The organism is Mesonia sediminis (assembly GCF_042684705.1).
In the GTDB taxonomy this organism is placed as follows: Bacteria; Bacteroidota; Bacteroidia; order Flavobacteriales; family Flavobacteriaceae; genus Mesonia; species Mesonia sediminis.
Map to the genome: position 1 here is coordinate 85127 of NZ_JBHULZ010000040.1, position 18292 is coordinate 103418.

An 18292-nucleotide genomic window follows, 5' to 3' on the forward strand; every position below is an offset into this window, starting at 1 on the left:
TATTTACTAAAATTTTAGTTTAAGCCCCAATCGCTTTATGAGCAAAAGCAAGGTAAAAGAAGTAAGAAGGTTAGAGTCGTTAAAAACCTATGATATAATCGATAGTCCTGATGAGCAGTCTTACGATGAGTTGACACGACTAGCGGCTACTTTATGTCAAATGCCCGTATCTTTTATTTCATTTATAGACGAGGACAAGCAGTGGTTTAAATCTTTTTATGGTTTAAATATAAAACAAACGCCTAAAGAAGACTCCTTTTGTAAATTTACCATTTCTCAAAACCGAGACTTCTTGGAGGTTACCGATACTTTCAATGACAATCGCTTTATCAACAATCCTTTTGTGCAGCAAAAAGAAAGTCCTATTCGCTATTACTTTGGCATGAAGTTGTACGATAAGAAACAAAATGTTTTGGGTACCCTATGTGTGGTAGATTTTAAACCCAATTCATTAAGTGCTTCTAGAAAACAATCTATGCGCTACTTGGCCAACCAAGTAATGAATTTACTGGAACTCAGGAAGAGTTTACAATCCTTACAGCACATAAAAAAGTCGCTGGAACAAAAAAACAAAGAACTTAAACAATTCGCCAACCAAGTGAGTCACGATATTAAAATGCCCTTAGCAAATATTGTTTTAACCATAGATTTACTCAAGGCGAAATATCAAGAAAATATCGATGATACAGGTAAGCAATATTTAGATTACCTAAAATCTTCAGGATTAAAATTAAGCGCTTATACCGAGAGAGTACTGTCTTATTATGCCCGTGAAGAAGACGCACAGAACGAGATGGAAATTGTTGATTTTAATTATCTGCTAGAAGATATTATCGATTTGCTCCAAATCAATCAGCCTTGCGAGATTAACATCCCCGAAAAAAACACAGAAATACTAACCAACAAAGTATTATTAGAACAGATTCTACTTAACTTATTGGGCAATAGCTTAAAATATAACGACAAATCCAAGATTGTTATTGATATAAATATTAAAGAAGACGATTTTAATTATTTGATTACAGTAACCGATAATGGAATGGGAATTGCCAAGAACAAACAAAAAGATGTTTTTAAATTGTTTTTTACCGAAGAAAAACCAGATCGAAACGGGAATAAAGGCACTGGTATAGGCTTACCAACAGTTCAAAAACTAGTTAAGCAATTAGGAGGTAACGTATGTTTAGAATCTGAAGAAAATAAATACACTAGCGTTAGTTTTACTTTAAAAAAAGTGATAGACAATGGCATTTAAAAATATAGCCGTATTGTACGGGTTATTCCTACTGCTTATTCCTATTTTAATTCATCTTTTTCAGTTTAGAAAATTTAAAAGCACCCCCTTTACTAACGTTGCTTTTCTAAAAAAAATCGAGTTACAATCAAGAAAAAGCTCTCAATTAAAAAAATGGTTGGTTTTACTTTCTAGGCTTTTAATGTTATCGGCTATAATACTAGCTTTTGCTGAACCTTTTATACCCGCAAAAACAAAAAAGTACGAAGATCAGACACTAAATGTTTACTTAGACAATTCTTTAAGTATGCAACATAAAAATCAAGGGATAAGCCTTTTTGAACAAGCCAAACAAGAATTGCTTCAATACTTACCAAAAGATAAAACCTTTAATCTGGTTACCAACAACCATACCTATAGCAACATAAGCATAAATGAGTTTCAAGATGAATTATTTGATTTAGAATACAGTCCTACACAACCCGATTTTAAAGAAATTTATTTAAATGTAGAGCGTTTACAAGAAAACCCAAATCTTCCTTATACCTTCTTGATATTAAGCGATGGTTTACACGCTTCTAATCATACAGATTCTATAGCAGCAAAAACAACTGACTGGCATTGGGTTCATTATCAAGCCAAGAAACATACCAATGTGAAAATTGACACAGCTTTTATTAAACAGAATACCTATGAAACAATAGCTTTATGGGCAAGCTTTAGTTCAAACACTTCAATTGATCATCCCATAAGTGTAAGTGTTTATGATGACAATAAATTATTAGGCAAAAGGACTTTAATTTTTCAAGATAGTTTAAAGCAAACCTTACCATTCATAATAAACCAGAGTAGCATCCGCCAAGGAAGAATTGAGGTTGATCAAAATGATCTTGCTTATGATAACTTTCTTTATTTCACCAAGCAACAAACACCGCCCATTAACATTGTAAGTATTAATTCGGTTAGTGATGATTTTTTAAAACACATTTTCTCAAACGATCCCGATTTTACTTATAATAACTTTACTTTAAACACTATTGACTATAAAGTATTACAAGAAGCTGATCTAATTGTTCTTAATGAATTAAAAAGTATTCCTACTGCCTTATCGGGACACCTAAAAACACATCTAGACAAACAAAAACAATTAATTTTTATTTTGCCCGATGTGCAAATCGATAAAAATTTAAGGCAATTTGCCCAGAAGCGAGGAATAGGTATCGGAGATTTTAATCAAAATGAATTAAAAATTGCCAAAATTAACTACGAGCATCCGCTTTTAAAAGGTGTATTTAAAAAGAAAACAACCAATTTTGACTACCCAAAGGTCAGCTCATATTTCGATTTAAGTGGAATTCAAGCTAATATAATTAGTTTTTCAACAGGCGAACCTTTTCTTGTAAAGAAAGAAAATGTGTATGCCTTTGCTGCCGCTTTTAATAAAGAAAATTCTAATTATAAACGCTCACCGCTCATTGTGCCCAGTTTATACACTATCGCAAAAAATAGTGGTGCACAAGAGGTCATGTACCATACTACATACACCAATCAAGAAATTCGTTTGCCTCATAGTTTAGAAAAAGACCAAATTGTTCAATTGATTCATCCTCAAGAAAAATTTATACCTAGGCAACGCATCTTTGATGACTACTTGCAAATATCGCTGAATCAAGAACCATACTTTGCCGGTTTTTATAAGCTTTTAAAAGGGACAGATACACTCAGACGGTTGGCTTTCAACCATCCGCGAACAGAGTCTAAACTAACTAAAAGTGAATCTAAAACTTTTGAAACTTTTAAAAAACACAAATCTATAGCCGATTTTACATATTTGGTAAATAAACAAAGTGAGGAACAAAAACTTTGGAAATGGTTTATTATTTTTGCCTTGCTGTTTTTACTGATAGAAACTTTGCTTTTAAAACGCCTCAAATAACTATGAGAAAAATAATTCTTAAGGCTGTACGTATAATAGACGCAAACTCCAAACACCATCAAAGCGTTCGGGACATTTTAATAGAAAATGAAACCATTATTAAAATTGATCATAGCATTGAGGACCCCGAGGCACAATTGATAGCCATTGAAGACCTACACCTATCTCCTTCTTGGTTTGATCCTAGTGTTTCTTTTGGTGAACCGGGTTTTGAAGACCGAGAAACTTTGGTAAATGGAATTAAAACAGCGGGCCTTAGCGGATTTGCCCAAATTGGCTTAAACCCCAATACTAGTCCGGTAACCGATACTCAAACTGGCATTCGCTTTGCACAACAATATAACTCCTCACAAGCAGTTGAGGTATTTCCTTTAGGTGCTTTAACCAAAGAGGCAAAAGGTAAAGATTTGGCTGAGTTATTTGAAATGCAACAAGCCGGAGCCATTGCTTTTACAGACTATAAACAACCTATTGAAAACCCCAATATTTTAAAAATTGCACTTCAATACGCACAAGGATTTGGAGGTCTTGTTCAATCTTACCCCTTAGAAAAACAAATAGCAAGAGAAGCACAGGTACATGAAAGCTTAAACAGCCTGCAATTGGGGCTGAAAGGAATACCCGCCTTTGCAGAAGAAATACAAATAAAAAGAGACCTAGCCATTTTGGCTTATACTGGCGGTAAATTACACATCCCATTTGTGTCTACAAAAAATGCACTCCAACTAATTCAAGAAGCTAAAGCTGATGGTCTTCAAGTGACTTGTGGAGTTGCAATACACCAGTTGTTTTACAATGATGCCGTTTTACACGAATTTGATACGGCAAAAAAAGTTATGCCTCCTCTACGCGATGAAGAAGATCGGTTGGCGCTGGTTGCGGGAGTAGAATCTGGCATTATAGATTGCGTTACCTGCGACCACTTACCTCGCAAACCCGAAGAGAAACACGTAGAATTTGAACACGCCCTACCGGGTAGTGTCGGTTTAGAATCGGCTTTTGGCGCGTTAAACCGCTTATTTGGACTCGAAAAAACTATTAGCCTTCTCACTCAAAGCAGAAAAGTATTTCAGCTACAAGAATTTAGCATTCAAGAAGGGCAAAAAGCCTCCCTAAGCTTATTTTTACCAAATGAGGATTATACATTTTCTGAACAGGATGTAATCAGTAGCAACAATAACAGTATTTTCTACGGCGAAAAATTAAAAGGAAAAGCTATAGGTATAATTCACAACAATCAATTATTGCTAAAACAATTATGAAAACAGATGCAAATATAGATAAAGGTAAAAATACAGCTATCATCAGCTATATCACTTTTGTTGGCGGACTAATAGCCCTTTTTATGAACGCCGAAGAAAAAAATCAATTTGCCAGTTTTCATATTCGGCAAGCCATTGGGTTGCATCTTCTACAAATTTCGGTATTTATAATCATTAGCGGATTTAATAATTTAGTATTCATTTTCCCTTTCTGGATTTTGTTCTTCGTTTTGTGGTTCTATGCATTTTTAGGAGCCGTTCAAGGAAGACGTGTACTCATACCTCTAGTGGGTAATTATTTTCAAAACTGGTTTAAAACTATAGCACCATGACAACAAAAGATTTATGTTTAAAGCATCTTGTGAGATCTTCAAGTTTAAGCACCCTCGCTCCTACTATTATTATGCTGCATGGTTATGGGAGTAACGCTGAAGACTTGTTTAGTTTTTCACCAGAACTAGACGAGCGCTACCTTATTCTATCGGTTCAAGCTCCTTTAGACATGGTTCCCTATGGTCACGCTTGGTACGAAATAAATTTTGACGCCAATCAAAACAAATTTACCAATGATGAGCAAGCTGTTGCTTCACGAGAATTGGTTCACCAATTTATTAAAGAAGCACTGGAGGCTTACCCAGTTAATCCTCAAGAAATAACGCTTCTGGGTTTTAGTCAAGGAGCAATTTTAAGTTATGCTACCGCATTGTCGTACCCCGGATTAGTAAAAAATGTTATAGCTTTAAGCGGATATATTCACGAACCAATTATAAAATCCGCAACGACGCAAGAGAATAAAGTTGAAATATACGGTTCGCACGGGAGCGTTGATCAGGTTATTCCGGTTAGCTGGGCCAGAAAAAACAAAGATTATCTAGCCCAAAAAAACATTGTTTATACGTATTCTGAATTTCCAGTGGGTCACGGTGTTTGTCCTCCTAATTTTCAAGAATTTAAGCAGTGGTTAACGCAACGCACCAATTGGAATTAATTAGCGTAAAGCAAGCCATTGTTCACCTCAATATCTATTGATTTATCTTCATTGATAAAATAATTGAGTAGTACTTCACCCCAATAAGTGCCATCGGTAAACTCGGCTATCACCCATTTATGGTTTAAAACTTTTACACTATTAATGCGCATAACTCCGTTTAAACCTTGGTAAGGAACGTAAGGGTTATCTTGATCTATAGCATTAGCCCCAACAATTTTCTGTTCAAGCAATTGAGCAAGTTCTGTAGCTTCAAAGCCTAAATCTTCAACGTACATTCTAGCTTTGTCATTGCTTTGCAGGGTAAATCGTTCTTGCTGTGCAGTTTCCAAATGCATTATCGAATCTCGCAAAAGCAGCGCTTCATCCCTTTCGTCTTTTAGTTCAGTGATTTTCAAATTAAGGCGTTCAAAAGTTTTCTTAGAATTGGTATATTGAAAAATAACAAATAATAAGGTGAACAAAAAAAGATAAAGAAAGATACTTTTTCTCATAATCAAAGAGTTAATTTAAGGTTATCGTAAGCCAAATGTACATTTTCAGGTAATTCGCGTTCAACTTCGTCATGAAAGCCAAGTAAATGACTGATATGGGTTAAATAGGCTTTTTTAGGTTTCAATTCTTCTATAAGCGCCAGCGCTTCTTCTAAATTTAAATGAGAAGGGTGTGGCTCTCTTCGCAAGGCATTTAAAATTAATACATCTAAATTTTTCAGCTTTAATTTTTCAGTAGCATCAATGGTTTTGGCATCGGTGATATAAGCCATATTATCTACCCTGAACCCAAAAATTGGTAACGTATTGTGCATCACTTCAATGGGGGTTACTTGCCTGCCTCCCACTTCAAAAGGCTCATTTACAATTTCATTAAGATTAACACTGGGTGCTCCTGGATATTTATTATGGCTTTCAAAAACATAGTCAAAACGCTTTTTTAAAGCTTTTATAACCCTTTGGCTAGCAAATAGATTTATATCACCTTGTCTAAAGTAAAAAGGGCGCACATCGTCTAAACCAATGATATGATCGTTATGTTCATGGGTATATAAAATACCGTCGAGTTGCTGCACATTTTGATTAAGCATTTGCTGCCTAAAATCTGGACCACAATCAATTACAAAAGTATAGGTATCCCATTCTAATAGCAAACTTACCCGTAAACGTTTATCTTTTGGATTTTGACTTAAACAAACAGGGTGTTTGCTACCGATAATGGGTATACCCTGAGAAGTTCCGGTACCAAGAAAAGTGATTTCCAAAATATTTTTTAAACACAAATGTAGGGATATTTTTTTGTTTAAAAAGCAATTGTTTACCTTTGATAAAGACAAACTTGATTAATTAAGTAGCCAGAAAATATGCCAATAACAATAATGGGAGATCGGGAATTTCAAAATATTCCTTCTATTAAAAGTAAAGCTTTACGCATAAATTTAAACAAAAACATTTACGGTACTTTTGCAGAGATTGGTGCAGGTCAAGAAACGGTTCGAAATTTTTTTAGGGCCGGAGGTGCTTCGGGTACTATTGCTAAAACTATGAGTGCTTATGATAAGGATTTTAGCGATGCAATTTATGGCGTTGAAGACGATCATCGCTATGTAACCGAAGCCCGCTTAAAAAAAATGTTGTCGCACGAAATGCGCCTTATTGAAGAACGCATTGTTAGAGAAAAACATCCTAATAAGCTTTTTTTTAGTTTCGCCAACACCGTTGCCACTATAGATTTTGCAAAAAAATATAAAGGTCACGGCTGGGTAGGTTTACGTTATCAAGTAACCCCCGATGGCGAATACAATGAAATAATATTACACGTTCGTTTTCACGAAAATGACGCAAGACTTCAACAAAACACCTTAGGAATTTTAGGTGTAAATTTAATTTATGGAGCCTATTACAAGTATGATTCTCCCAAAAAATTACTGCGCTATCTTTATGATCATATAGACAAAGACCAAATTGAAATTGATACCATAAATTTTTCGGGACCTATTTTTAAAGATGTTGATAATAGATTGATGTCATTGCAATTGGTTAAGAATGGTATGACCGAGGCCGTGATGTTTTCACCCGATGGTAAAAATGTCTTACCCGCAAAAGTGCTTTACAAAAAGAATGTTTTAGCGCTTCGTGGTAGTTTTAGGCCGGTGACCAATGTAAATATGGACATTTATAAAAACTCACTAGAGTTATTTTTGAATGAAAACAGAGTTAACCCAGAAAATGCAATTAGCATTTTTGAAATAACCTTATCTAACTTAAGGGCCGAGGGCGAAATTGATGAAAAAGACTTTATGGATCGGGCTAAATTACTTTGCTCACTAGGGCAAACTGTAATGATTTCTAATTTCCAGCAGTATTATAAAGTGGTAGAGTATTTCTCTCGCTTTACAAAAGAAAGAATGGGCCTTGCTATGGGGGTAAACAACCTTATTGATATCTTTGATGAAAAATATTATCGTCATTTAAGCGGTGGAATTCTTGAGGCTTTTGGTAAATTATTCTTTAAAAACTTAAAGGTTTACCTTTATCCTTGGAAGGATGATAAAACCGGTGAAGTTATCGATTCTAATAACTTAAAAGTGCATCCGCGAATGAAAGAGCTTTATAAATTTTTTAAATACAATGGGAAGGTTATTGATATTAAAGATGCCGATCCAGAGGTATTGGATATTTACTCGCGTAAAGTGCTTCAAATGATTGCAGACAAACAAGCGGGATGGGAAGAAATGTTACCCAAAAATACCGCTGACATGATAAAAGAACAAGAGCTTTTTGGTTATCGAAAAATAGACCACGAGCCAGCTGTTTAAAAATAATTATTAAGAATATTAAAATAAAAAAGCCGTTTAAAAATATAAACGGCTTTTTTAGTATTATCCTAAAAATTATATCCGCGCGATTTTTGCTCCTAGGGCTTTTAATCTACCATCAATATTTTCATAACCACGATCTATTTGTTCAATATTATGAATTGTCGATGTACCCTTCGCTGACAAGGCTGCGATAAGCAAAGAAATACCAGCTCTAATATCTGGACTACTCATAACGGTGGCTTTTAATTGAGATTTAAAATCATGCCCAATTATAGTAGCGCGATGCGGATCACACAAGATTATCTTCGCCCCCATATCAATCAATTTATCCACAAAAAATAACCTACTCTCAAACATTTTCTGGTGAATTAAAACACTACCTCTAGCTTGGGTGGCCACCACCAACATAATACTCAATAAATCGGGTGTAAATCCGGGCCATGGTGCATCGCTAATATTCATAATAGACCCGTCAATAAAGCTTTGAACCTCGTACCCGTCGCGGTGAGCTGGGATAAACATATCGTCTCCTCTTTTTTCAATTTGAATACCAAGTTTAGCAAAGGTAGAAGGTATTAGGCCTAGATGTTTCCAGCTTACATTTTTAATGGTAATTTCGCTTTTCGTCATTGCCGCTAATCCTATCCAAGATCCTATTTCAATCATATCGGGAAGAATGCTATGCGTACAACCGTGTAGTTCTTCAACTCCGTCTATTTCCAATAAGTTAGAGCCAATCCCTTTTATTCTAGCCCCCATTGCCACCAGCATAGAGCAAAGTTGTTGAATGTAAGGCTCACAAGCTGCATTATAAATGGTAGTTTTACCTTTAGCCATTACGGCAGCCATCACAATATTTGCTGTTCCCGTTACCGAAGCTTCTTCTAAAAGCATGTAAGTTCCGGTTAAACCATTTGGTGCTTCAACACCATAAAAGCGTTCTTCTTTGTTATACCTAAATTTAGCGCCCAGTTTAATAAATCCCTCAAAGTGGGTGTCTAATCTACGTCTTCCTATTTTATCTCCTCCAGGTCTGGGAATATATCCTTTACCAAAGCGGGCCAATAAAGGTCCCACGATCATAATCGATCCGCGTAAGCTAGACCCCTCTTTCTTAAATAATTCGCTCTCTAAATAATCAAGTTGTAAATCATCACTAATAAAAGAATAGCTACCCTTTCCGTTTTTACGGATTTTAACTCCTAGATTACTTAAAATGTCGATTAGTTTATTGACATCTACAATATCTGGAATATTATCTATCCTAACTTCTTCTTTGGTCAATAAAACAGCACATAAAATTTGCAATGCCTCGTTTTTAGCACCTTGGGGTTGAATTTCTCCTTTTAAAGGAATTCCCCCTTCTATTTGAAAAGTTGCCATGTTTAGTATCTTTTTCTACCCTTATTGTTGCGATAATTCTTTTTAGACTTGTTTTTGTTGTATTGCTTTTTATTATTGCCCTTAATCAAGTCTGAAGCTTCTGCCAAGTCTTCTTCTTTTTTATTTAAGTTAATTTGGCCATTACTGAGTTCGAACAAATGATCAAAAATCACCTTATCTTCTACCGTGTCCCTGTTCCAATTTAAATAGCACTTTTTCATATGGTTAGCAATATTAAAAATAAGCGCCTCTTTCAAAGCACCTTCTTCAAACTTTAAGGCCGCATCAATCATACGCTTAATATTGTTCCCATAAAACCTATACTTTGGATGGTTTTGCGGATAATCTAAGGGTGCAGGAGACTCTTCTAACATTTCTCGCGAAGGCTTAGGATATGGCGAATCTACTTCTAGTTTAAAATCGCTAATAATAAATAATTGATCCCAAAGCTTATGCTGAAAGTCGGGAACATCACGAAGATGCGGATTTAAATTACCCATTACGGCTATAATAGATTTAGCCACTTTATTGCGTTCTTCTTCATCTTTAATGCTAACCGCATATTCAACCATTTTTTGAATATGTCTACCATATTCGGGAATATGCAAGGTAGATCTTTCTGAATTGTATTCTAAATCGTATGTCAAAATCGAAAATTATAATAAGGTGATAAGAGCCTTTAATTTACTTGGCTCCGCTTGCAAAATAATAAATATTTATAAGTATACTTTAGTAAAGTAAAAAAAATTATAAAGAAATTACCCCTTCTACTTGGTTGCCTACTTCTTTATACTTTTCAATTACCGCATCAGGATTGGCCATAATTACATTAATAGACACCGAAGTATAGGTGCCCTTAGAAGAAGTTTTAGTTTGAATAACCGCCCCCATATTATCAAAAATATCTTCTACCTGCTTAATTTTCTGCGGTTTAGAAGGAACAATAAATTTATACAAATATTTTGAAGGCCAATTACTAGTATCTTTTAATTTGATTTTCAACTTCTTATAAAAAGCCTCGGCATTTTCTTTACTCATAAAATTTGTTTATCTTTTTGCAACAAATATAAGCTTATTGACGCATTTTTTTAACTTGCCAAACGTAAAAAACAAAATCAATTAAAAATGGGTAAAAAGGCATTGATTATTGGAGGACCAGGTACGGGCAAATCAACAACTTTAAAAGCATTAGAAAAGAAAGGATACACATGTTATCCAGAAATTTCTAGAGAGGTTATTTTAGATGCACAGAAAAACGGAATAGAACAATTGTTTTTAACCGATCCGCTACTGTTTAGCCAGCGACTTTTAGAAGGACGCATCAATCAATTTAAAAAAGCTGAAATGCAGGAAGGTACAGTTTTTATAGATCGTGGTATTCCCGATGTTACGGCCTACCTGGATTATAAAAAAGACACCTATCCTACTTATTTCAAAGAAGCCAATTTACAATACCGTTATGATTTGGTTTTCCTGTTTCCATTTTGGGAAGATATATATGTTGGAGACAACGAGCGTTATGAAAACAGAACAGAAGCAAAAGAAATTCAATCCTTTCTAGAGCAAACCTATCGCAATTTAGGCTATGATTTAATTGCTGTACCCCAAGACAATGTGGCAAACCGGGTTAATTTTATTTTGAGTCGTTGTTAAATCAATCTCTTTATGACTAAGATCAAAGATTTACTAAAGAAACACTGGGGGTATTCTGCGTTTAGACCAGGACAAAAAGAGCTGATTGATGCAGTTCTTGCAGGGCAAGATAGTTTAGCACTATTACCTACAGGCGGAGGTAAATCTTTATGCTATCAATTACCAGGTATTTACCAAGAAGGTATTTGTATTGTTATTTCGCCACTTCTGGCTTTAATGCAAGACCAAGTTGAAAGTTTAACTAAAAAAGGAATTAAAGCACTTCAACTCAAAAGCGGTATGAGCTATGACGATATAAACCGCACGCTCGACAACTGCATTTACGGGCATTATAAGTTCTTATACCTATCGCCAGAGCGCTTACAGCAAAATCTTATTTTAGAACGAATTCAACAAATGAAGGTTTCTTTTGTTGCTGTAGACGAAGCGCACTGCATTTCTTCTTGGGGGCACGATTTTAGGCCGGCTTTTAGAAACATAATCCAACTTAGAAACTATCTGCCAGGTATATCTGTAATTGCCCTTACTGCCACGGCGACAAAAAAAGTTGAAAAGGATATTGTTGAACAGCTGGCACTTAACAAGCCGTTTATTTTTAGGCAAAGTTACGAGCGTCCCAATATTCAGTTTGTGGTTAAACCTTATGAAGACAAACGTTATTATTTGCAATGGTATTTTAAAAAGTACAAGGAATTAGGGATTATTTACGTTAGAAACCGTAAAACTTCTTTAGAGCTAGCTCAATTTTTAAAAACACAAAATATTTCAGCGCAAGCTTTTCATGGAGGTTTACCTAGTCAAGAAAAAGAAAATATTTTAACCGATTGGCAAAAAGAAAAACTGCAAATTATTGTAGCCACTACAGCGTTTGGCATGGGGATAGATAAGGCTAATGTAAGACATGTGATTCATTTTCATTTACCCGAATCTTTAGAAAGTTATTATCAAGAAGCCGGTCGAGCCGGAAGAGATGGACTGCCCGCTCGGGCTATAATTCTCTATAACGATAGTGATTTTACTTTACTAAAAAATCAATTTTTGCTTCCCCTACCTAGCGTAAAAGAAATAAAACAAGTTTATAAAAAGCTAAACACCATGTTTAGTATTGCCTTTGGTGAAGGATTAAATGAAACCTATAATTTTAGTTTTTTTAATTTTTGCAAAAAATATCAATTAAACACCCAAAAAACCTACTTAGCATTAAATACCCTAGAGCGTTTAGGAATACTTACTTTTGCTGGCGAATATTCGCAAAAAACGGCACTTCAATTTTTAATTAATAGCAAACAACTTTTTACATTTCTGGAGAGGCATCGCCGTTATTCTTTTTTACTAGAAAATTTATTTAGAATTCAAGGTGGTTTTTTCGAATTTAAAAAAGAAGTACCTCTAGAGCGCCTATCAGAAAAAACCGGTTTAGATAAAGCAAAGATTATTGAACAATTACAAGAGTTGGCCAATCAAGAACTTATCGACTTAAGTCATAAAAATCAAGATACTACGCTTACCTTTTTGGTACCGCGAGAAGACGAGCGCAGCATTAACCCTTTTGCAAAATATATTCGTGCTCAAAAAGAAAATAAGGAGTTAAAAATAAAAGCAGTTGAAGACTACGTACTTTCACAGGACAATTGTTTAGTTATCCAACTTCTGCACTATTTTGATGAAAAGAAATCCAAAGCCTGCGGACAATGCAGCTGGTGTCTAAATCAAAAGAAAACAGCCCAAACAAAGGGAAATTTAAAAGAAATTAAAACTTACTTTTGCCAGGTTTTAGAACAAACACCTACCAACTTAAAAGAGCTTGTGTTAAACGCGCCTTTTAGCGAAGCAGATGCTTTATATACTTTGCGTTTAATGCATGAAAAGAAAATAATAGAAAAATCTAGTCACGATATAATCCGTTTAAAGAAATGAAGTCACTTAGAATTGTATTTATGGGTACGCCCGATTTTGCCGTATGCATTTTAGACCGAATGATCAAAGCTAAACATCAAATTGTTGGTGTGATCACCGCACCAGACAAACCCGCGGGTAGAGGGCGAAAAATTCATCAATCGGCAGTTAAAACCTACACGCTAGAAACGAGTATTCCTATCTTACAGCCCACCAACCTCAAGTCTGATGTTTTTTACCAAGAACTACAGGCCTTACAACCAGATGTCATTGTGGTTGTGGCTTTTAGAATGCTACCCAAACGTATTTGGTCACTCCCACCTCTCGGCACTTTTAATTTACACGCCTCGCTTCTTCCTCAATACCGTGGTGCAGCTCCTATAAATTGGGCCATTATAAACGGAGAAACACAAACCGGAGTAACTACCTTTTTCTTAGACGAAAAAATAGATACCGGAGCAATTCTTTTGCAAAAGAAGACCAGCATAGATCCACATGAAAGTGCAGGCGATTTACATGATCGTCTCATGCATTTGGGAGCCGAAACCGTATTGGAAACCTTAAAACTAATAGCTAAGGACAGAGCAAAACCCGTACAACAACCCAAAAGTGAAGATTTAAAAACAGCCTATAAATTTAACGCCGAAAACACAAAAATTAATTGGGAACAACCGGCTGATCAAATATATAATTTTATTCGTGGCCTCTCTCCTTTTCCTGTGGCATATACCTTTCTAAACAACGAAAATCAAGAAAAATTACGCTTAAAGATATTTGAAACCCAAAAAACCGATTTACCTTCAAATAGACCACCAGGTATTCTATTTAAAGAGAACAACAAGCTTCTAGTTAGCACTCCAACCAAATCGCTTCAAATAATTAGCTTACAATTACAAGGGAAAAGAAAGATGAGTGCGATTGATTTCCTTAACGGATTTAATTTAGATAAAGAAATAAAATTGTCTTGAAACCCTTAAATTTACTAAGCTTAGCAAATATTTGATATTTTCAAGTATTTTTATTAACAATTTACTATAGTTATTAACAATTTTATGCATTTCCCTTGCTAAGCCTTGCATAGAAGCGAAAAGCTATTAAATTTGTAAAGAATACATAATCGTTTAACCAACATTAATTTTAAAAAACAAAATTATGAACAAAACAAATTTAATTGATTCTATGGCAGAAGATGCTGGAATCTCAAAAGCAGCAGCAAAGAAAGCCTTAGAATCTTTTTTAGAAAACATTGAGGGAGCTCTTAAAAAAGGAGATAGAGTTTCTCTAGTAGGTTTTGGTTCTTGGTCTGTAAGTAAAAGAGCAGCTCGTGAAGGAAGAAACCCACAAACTGGTAAAACCATTAAAATCGCTGCTAAAAATGTAGTGAAGTTTAAGGCTGGTTCTGATTTACAGAAATCGGTTAACTAAAATAATTAGTCGATAATTTATACAAAAGACCCTTAAATTAAGGGTCTTTTTTTTGTTTTATGGATTTATTTTAATAGCTTTAATTAAAAATCATTCAATTTGAAACACGAAAAACCCAATAAAGGCGTATTATTAATTGCAGAACCAACTATATTTGGCGATGTCACGTTTAATCGTTCTGTTGTGCTTTTAGCAGATTATACCGAGCAAGGAGCAGTAGGGTTTATTCTGAACAAAAATTTAAATTTAACACTTACCGATTTAATTCCAGATCTTAAGCAAGATTTTCCTGTTTACAACGGAGGCCCTGTTGAACAAGATAATCTTTATTTTATTCACCATATTCCCAATCTCATTCCCGATAGTATTGAAATAAGCAATGGAATCTATTGGGGGGGTAATTTTCAAGCAGTCAAAAAACTCATCAGCAATAAGCTTATTAAATCTCAAGACATAAAATTCTTTTTGGGTTATTCAGGTTGGGCAGCCAAACAATTAGAGGAAGAAATGAAAGCTAACCACTGGATTACTGTTGATCAGTATAACAAGAATGATCTTTTGGCACACAATCAAGAAAACTACTGGAAAGAAATGCTTCAGGAATTGGGTGGTGACTATTTAATCTGGGCCAACGCACCCGAAAACCCTAACTACAATTAGCTTAAACGCGCTAATGCATTTAATTTCCCGCGTAACTCATCGGCTACTACGTGTGTAAATTGTTTTTTTCTATATCCACTTATAGATTGTATTCCTTGTATGCTATTGGTTAAAAAGAGTTCGTCTGCTTTTTGCAAATTAAACGGACTTATTTTTTCTTCTTTAAGGGTATAAGTTGGTAGCTTTTTAATAATCTCAATAAGTTTTTTTCTTATAATTCCGTTCAAGCATCCTTCACTTATAGGAGGTGTTTTAATTTGATTTCCCTTCACCCAAAAAAGGTTAGCATTGGTAGCCTCGACCACCATTTTGTTTTCATTCAGTAATAAACAATTTTGATAATCATTTTCTTGAGCATAAATACTGGCTAGAATATTGATTATTTTATTAGTTGACTTTAGACTAGATAAAAGACCTGAGGTGATATAATGATCTTTAAAAAGTTCTACCCTATAATCTAAATTATTGGCAAGATAAAAGGGGTGATCTAGTTCGGTTAGCGTTATGAAGTAATCTACTTCTAAGTTTTGGGGCAAATAGTACCCTCCTGGTTTACGGCAAACAACCAATTTTACTCTAAAATTAATATGCGGATTATCTTGAGCTTCAATAGTTTTTAGAATTTCTTCTTCTAGGAATTCGGGTGAGAAATCCATAGGAATTTCCATTCGGAGAATACGCATTGAAGCCATTAACCTAAAATAATGATCTTCCCAAAAAACAATTTTTCCCCCAAGTACGCGTAGTGTTTCAAATACACCATCACCATATTGAAAAGCTCTATTTTGGACTAAGAAAGTTGTTTCTTTAGATTGTGTGAGTTCCCCGTTAAAATTAAGCATAAAAAAACCTTGATTGATTAATCAAGGCAAATATACATTTTTGGTTGCTTTTTAAGCCGATCCTAAAACATGTTTTAGGTCAGAAATCATATTTTCCCATAACATTTTCCCTTCGTTAATTTCATCCTCGTCGTCTTCGGCAAAATCGGTAATCATTAAAGATACGTCTTTGGTAATCTCATCAACTTGAATACGCATCTCAAAGAAGTAAGCATCCTCGTTTTCTACATCTTCCATCCATCTCAATTTAATCCTTTCACCGCTTTTTTTACTCAATAATTTTGCTTTCTCTTCAGAGCCTTCCCAAATAAAGGTATACACCTCGCCTCGGGAGTTCACATTATCAGCAAACCATTCGCTTAAACCAGATGGAGTTGATATATATTGATACAATAAAGCCGGTGAAGCTTGTATTGGAAATTCCATTTCATATTTTACTTTATCCATAACGATTATTCTTAGTTGTGAGGCAATATATATATTCTTTATTAAAAAACGATGAAAAAAAGTTGCTTTTATTTTTCAAAAGATATTTGGGTTATTGTAAAATAATTATATATTTGCACCCGCAAACGGCGAGGTAGCTCAGTTGGTTAGAGCGTCGGATTCATAACCCGGAGGTCCCGAGTTCAAATCTCGGTCTCGCTACAAAAAAACAAACCTTAAGGTATATAACTTTAAGGTTTTTTTTTAAACTATTTTTAAGCATTAAAAAAGGAGAAACCATAATATTAGTTTCTCCTTTATAGTATTATAGTTCTACCAAAAACTAAGCTTGGAGCATCTTCTTAAGTTCCTGTAGGTTTACATCGTTTTGCTCACCGGTCATCATATTCTTTAATGTAAATTGCTCCTTCTGCATCTCTTTACTACCAGCTAACACTACAAATGGTATGGCTCTTTTATTGGCATAATTCATTTGTTTTTTCATTTTAGCCTCATCTGGGTATAATTCAGCGGCTACCCCCTTATCTCTTAACAGTCGTATCGCTTGCATAGCGTATAAGGCTTCTTGATGTCCAAAATTTATAAAGATTACTTGAGTTTGAGCATCAGCCGTTTTTGGAAATAATTTTAATTCTTCAAGCACTAAATAAATTCGGTCTAAACCGAAAGAGATCCCTACTCCACTCATATTTTTCAATCCGAATATACCGGTAAGATCATCATAGCGACCTCCTCCTCCAATTGACCCCATTTTTACTTGAGGTGGTGCAGCAATTTCAAAAATAGCGCCCGTATAATAATTTAAACCTCGAGCCAAGGTAACATCTAGTGTTAATCTTGCTGTTTTTAAAGGCATAGCTTCGATGGCTTGCTGTATAAACTCTAGTTCTTGCAGACCTTCTAGACCGCTCTTAGATGCTGCTAAAATACCTCTTAAGCTAGCTATCTGCTCGCTAAAATCGCCTTTTAAATTAAAAATAGGTTGAATAGTATCAATCGCTTGAGCTGTGATACCTTTGGCCTTCATTTCTTCTATAACCGCCTCTTCTCCTATTTTATCTAACTTATCTAGGGCAACAGTAAAGTCAATCAGCTTATCTGACTGACCGATAATTTCGGCAAAACCCGATAAAATTTTACGATTATTAATTTTTATTTGAACACCTTCTAATTTGAGCTGAGTAAAAACCGCATCATAAAGTTGAACAAATTCTACCTCTTGCCATAAACTCTGGCTTCCCACTACATCTGCATCGCATTGAAAAAACTCTCTAAACCTTCCTTTTTGAGGTCTATCGGCACGCCATACTGGCTGAATTTGATAGCGTTTGAATGGAAAGTCTAGTTCATTTTGATGTTGTACCACATAGCGTGCAAATGGCACCGTTAAATCATAACGCAAAGCTTTCTCGGCAATTTTAGGCGTTATTGCCAAAGTGTTTTCAGACTTAATATCATTGGGGTTTACTTTTTTAAGAAAATCACCACTATTTAAAATTTTGAAAATAAGCCGATCGCCCTCTTCCCCATATTTTCCCATTAGGGTATCATAATTCTCAAAACTAGGTGTTTCAATGGGTTGAAATCCAAATTTTGTAAATTGGTTTTTTATAGTATTTATTATGTAGTGTCTTTTATTTACTTCTTGCGCAGAAAAATCACGCGTTCCTTTTGGTATTGAAGGTTTCTGAGCCATAGTTTTCTTTTAGAGTCCAAATATACTGAAACAAATCAGAAAAAATAAGTAACTT

Annotated in this window: 19 protein-coding genes and 1 tRNA gene; 12 read left to right on the forward strand and 8 right to left on the reverse strand. The window is 34.8% G+C overall.

All coding sequences use genetic code 11. From position 1 onward, the window contains the following. Window positions 1-37 precede the first annotated feature (37 nt). Genes ACFSQ0_RS07750 through ACFSQ0_RS07770 form a run of 5 tightly spaced genes read left to right on the forward strand, consistent with a single transcriptional unit; the run spans window position 38 to window position 5420 of the window. Window positions 38-1255: a sensor histidine kinase gene (locus tag ACFSQ0_RS07750; protein WP_379046536.1), complete on the forward strand. Its 1218-nt coding sequence runs from the start codon at window positions 38-40 to the stop codon at window positions 1253-1255. Then, window positions 1245-3170 carry a BatA domain-containing protein gene (locus ACFSQ0_RS07755; protein WP_379046538.1) on the forward strand — a complete coding sequence of 642 codons (1926 nt, stop codon included), beginning with the start codon at window positions 1245-1247 and terminating at the stop codon, window positions 3168-3170. The genes ACFSQ0_RS07750 and ACFSQ0_RS07755 overlap by 11 nt, the downstream gene beginning before the upstream one ends. Window positions 3171-3172: 2 nt before the next feature. After that, entirely contained in the window at window positions 3173-4432 is a 1260-nt protein-coding gene (locus ACFSQ0_RS07760) for a dihydroorotase (RefSeq protein ID WP_379046540.1), read from the forward strand. Next, window positions 4429-4764, forward strand: a complete 336-nt coding sequence (locus ACFSQ0_RS07765) for a hypothetical protein (RefSeq protein WP_379046543.1) — start codon at window positions 4429-4431, stop codon at window positions 4762-4764. Before ACFSQ0_RS07760 ends, ACFSQ0_RS07765 begins: the two co-directional genes overlap by 4 nt. Further along, entirely contained in the window at window positions 4761-5420 is a 660-nt protein-coding gene (locus ACFSQ0_RS07770; protein ID WP_379046546.1) for an alpha/beta hydrolase, read from the forward strand. The genes ACFSQ0_RS07765 and ACFSQ0_RS07770 overlap by 4 nt, the downstream gene beginning before the upstream one ends. On the opposite strand, the gene ACFSQ0_RS07775 is transcribed toward ACFSQ0_RS07770, so the two are convergent. Together ACFSQ0_RS07775 and ACFSQ0_RS07780 are read right to left on the reverse strand one after the other, a co-directional pair. After that, the gene (locus ACFSQ0_RS07775) at window positions 5417-5914 is read right to left on the reverse strand and encodes a hypothetical protein (RefSeq protein ID WP_379046548.1); all 498 of its coding nucleotides are present in this window, start codon (window positions 5912-5914) and stop codon (window positions 5417-5419) included. The genes ACFSQ0_RS07770 and ACFSQ0_RS07775 overlap by 4 nt on opposite strands. 2 nt (window positions 5915-5916) lie before the next feature. Then, window positions 5917-6678, reverse strand: coding sequence for an MBL fold metallo-hydrolase (locus ACFSQ0_RS07780; RefSeq protein ID WP_379046551.1), 762 nt, complete (start codon window positions 6676-6678; stop codon window positions 5917-5919). Between the two features lie 99 nt (window positions 6679-6777). Between ACFSQ0_RS07780 and ACFSQ0_RS07785 the strand changes: the two genes are divergently transcribed. Continuing rightward, window positions 6778-8232 carry a TonB-dependent receptor gene (locus ACFSQ0_RS07785; RefSeq protein ID WP_379046553.1) on the forward strand — a complete coding sequence of 485 codons (1455 nt, stop codon included), beginning with the start codon at window positions 6778-6780 and terminating at the stop codon, window positions 8230-8232. Between the two features lie 75 nt (window positions 8233-8307). Here ACFSQ0_RS07785 and murA read toward each other — a convergent pair whose 3' ends face one another. The 3 genes from murA to ACFSQ0_RS07800 form a co-directional block, all read right to left on the reverse strand. Further along, a complete protein-coding gene (gene murA, locus ACFSQ0_RS07790) occupies window positions 8308-9618 on the reverse strand; it encodes a UDP-N-acetylglucosamine 1-carboxyvinyltransferase (protein WP_379046556.1) in 1311 nt (436 codons plus the stop codon). A gap of 2 nt (window positions 9619-9620) precedes the next feature. Beyond that, window positions 9621-10265: a DUF4290 domain-containing protein gene (locus ACFSQ0_RS07795; RefSeq protein ID WP_379046559.1), complete on the reverse strand. Its 645-nt coding sequence runs from the start codon at window positions 10263-10265 to the stop codon at window positions 9621-9623. 100 nt (window positions 10266-10365) lie between these two features. After that, complete coding sequence (locus tag ACFSQ0_RS07800) at window positions 10366-10656, reverse strand: DUF493 family protein (RefSeq protein ID WP_379046562.1); 291 nt, start codon at window positions 10654-10656, stop codon at window positions 10366-10368. An 87-nt stretch (window positions 10657-10743) separates the two neighbouring features. Here ACFSQ0_RS07800 and ACFSQ0_RS07805 point away from each other — a divergent pair, with 87 nt between their 5' ends. The 5 genes from ACFSQ0_RS07805 to ACFSQ0_RS07825 all read left to right on the forward strand — a co-directional run bounded on the left by ACFSQ0_RS07805 (window position 10744) and on the right by ACFSQ0_RS07825 (window position 15252). After that, window positions 10744-11271, forward strand: coding sequence for an AAA family ATPase (locus ACFSQ0_RS07805; protein WP_379046565.1), 528 nt, complete (start codon window positions 10744-10746; stop codon window positions 11269-11271). Between the two features lie 12 nt (window positions 11272-11283). Further along, window positions 11284-13188: a RecQ family ATP-dependent DNA helicase gene (locus ACFSQ0_RS07810; protein WP_379046568.1), complete on the forward strand. Its 1905-nt coding sequence runs from the start codon at window positions 11284-11286 to the stop codon at window positions 13186-13188. After that, entirely contained in the window at window positions 13185-14135 is a 951-nt protein-coding gene (gene fmt / locus ACFSQ0_RS07815) for a methionyl-tRNA formyltransferase (RefSeq protein WP_379046571.1), read from the forward strand. Before ACFSQ0_RS07810 ends, fmt begins: the two co-directional genes overlap by 4 nt. Before the next feature lie 184 nt (window positions 14136-14319). Next, the gene (locus ACFSQ0_RS07820) at window positions 14320-14592 is read left to right on the forward strand and encodes an HU family DNA-binding protein (protein ID WP_147860754.1); all 273 of its coding nucleotides are present in this window, start codon (window positions 14320-14322) and stop codon (window positions 14590-14592) included. Window positions 14593-14691: 99 nt separating this feature from the next. Beyond that, window positions 14692-15252: a YqgE/AlgH family protein gene (locus ACFSQ0_RS07825; RefSeq protein ID WP_379046575.1), complete on the forward strand. Its 561-nt coding sequence runs from the start codon at window positions 14692-14694 to the stop codon at window positions 15250-15252. On the opposite strand, the gene ACFSQ0_RS07830 is transcribed toward ACFSQ0_RS07825, so the two are convergent. Then, window positions 15249-16094, reverse strand: a complete 846-nt coding sequence (locus ACFSQ0_RS07830; RefSeq protein WP_379046578.1) for an aminotransferase class IV — start codon at window positions 16092-16094, stop codon at window positions 15249-15251. The two genes, ACFSQ0_RS07825 and ACFSQ0_RS07830, sit on opposite strands and share 4 nt — an antisense overlap. 51 nt (window positions 16095-16145) lie before the next feature. Next, window positions 16146-16541 (reverse strand): START-like domain-containing protein, encoded by a 396-nt coding sequence (locus ACFSQ0_RS07835; RefSeq protein ID WP_379046581.1) that lies wholly within the window; start codon window positions 16539-16541, stop codon window positions 16146-16148. A 127-nt stretch (window positions 16542-16668) separates the two neighbouring features. Here ACFSQ0_RS07835 and ACFSQ0_RS07840 point away from each other — a divergent pair. Further along, window positions 16669-16742, forward strand: a tRNA-Met gene (locus tag ACFSQ0_RS07840). A gap of 121 nt (window positions 16743-16863) precedes the next feature. On the opposite strand, the gene hisS is transcribed toward ACFSQ0_RS07840, so the two are convergent. Continuing rightward, the gene (gene hisS, locus ACFSQ0_RS07845; protein WP_379046584.1) at window positions 16864-18237 is read right to left on the reverse strand and encodes a histidine--tRNA ligase; all 1374 of its coding nucleotides are present in this window, start codon (window positions 18235-18237) and stop codon (window positions 16864-16866) included. Window positions 18238-18292 lie beyond the last annotated feature (55 nt).

What these genes read in the sequence shown, in the direction of transcription:
- ACFSQ0_RS07750 (WP_379046536.1), top strand. Translation starts at nt 38, where the DNA reads ATGAGCAAAAGCAAGGTAAAAGAAGTAAGAAGGTTAGAGTCGTTAAAA.
- ACFSQ0_RS07755 (WP_379046538.1), top strand. Translation starts at nt 1,245, where the DNA reads ATGGCATTTAAAAATATAGCCGTATTGTACGGGTTATTCCTACTGCTT.
- ACFSQ0_RS07760 (WP_379046540.1), top strand. Translation starts at nt 3,173, where the DNA reads ATGAGAAAAATAATTCTTAAGGCTGTACGTATAATAGACGCAAACTCC.
- ACFSQ0_RS07765 (WP_379046543.1), top strand. Translation starts at nt 4,429, where the DNA reads ATGAAAACAGATGCAAATATAGATAAAGGTAAAAATACAGCTATCATC.
- ACFSQ0_RS07770 (WP_379046546.1), top strand. Translation starts at nt 4,761, where the DNA reads ATGACAACAAAAGATTTATGTTTAAAGCATCTTGTGAGATCTTCAAGT.
- ACFSQ0_RS07775 (WP_379046548.1), bottom strand. Translation starts at nt 5,914, where the DNA reads ATGAGAAAAAGTATCTTTCTTTATCTTTTTTTGTTCACCTTATTATTT.
- ACFSQ0_RS07785 (WP_379046553.1), top strand. Translation starts at nt 6,778, where the DNA reads ATGCCAATAACAATAATGGGAGATCGGGAATTTCAAAATATTCCTTCT.
- murA (WP_379046556.1), bottom strand. Translation starts at nt 9,618, where the DNA reads ATGGCAACTTTTCAAATAGAAGGGGGAATTCCTTTAAAAGGAGAAATT.
- ACFSQ0_RS07800 (WP_379046562.1), bottom strand. Translation starts at nt 10,656, where the DNA reads ATGAGTAAAGAAAATGCCGAGGCTTTTTATAAGAAGTTGAAAATCAAA.
- ACFSQ0_RS07805 (WP_379046565.1), top strand. Translation starts at nt 10,744, where the DNA reads ATGGGTAAAAAGGCATTGATTATTGGAGGACCAGGTACGGGCAAATCA.
- ACFSQ0_RS07810 (WP_379046568.1), top strand. Translation starts at nt 11,284, where the DNA reads ATGACTAAGATCAAAGATTTACTAAAGAAACACTGGGGGTATTCTGCG.
- fmt (WP_379046571.1), top strand. Translation starts at nt 13,185, where the DNA reads ATGAAGTCACTTAGAATTGTATTTATGGGTACGCCCGATTTTGCCGTA.
- ACFSQ0_RS07820 (WP_147860754.1), top strand. Translation starts at nt 14,320, where the DNA reads ATGAACAAAACAAATTTAATTGATTCTATGGCAGAAGATGCTGGAATC.
- ACFSQ0_RS07830 (WP_379046578.1), bottom strand. Translation starts at nt 16,094, where the DNA reads ATGCTTAATTTTAACGGGGAACTCACACAATCTAAAGAAACAACTTTC.
- ACFSQ0_RS07835 (WP_379046581.1), bottom strand. Translation starts at nt 16,541, where the DNA reads ATGGATAAAGTAAAATATGAAATGGAATTTCCAATACAAGCTTCACCG.
- hisS (WP_379046584.1), bottom strand. Translation starts at nt 18,237, where the DNA reads ATGGCTCAGAAACCTTCAATACCAAAAGGAACGCGTGATTTTTCTGCG.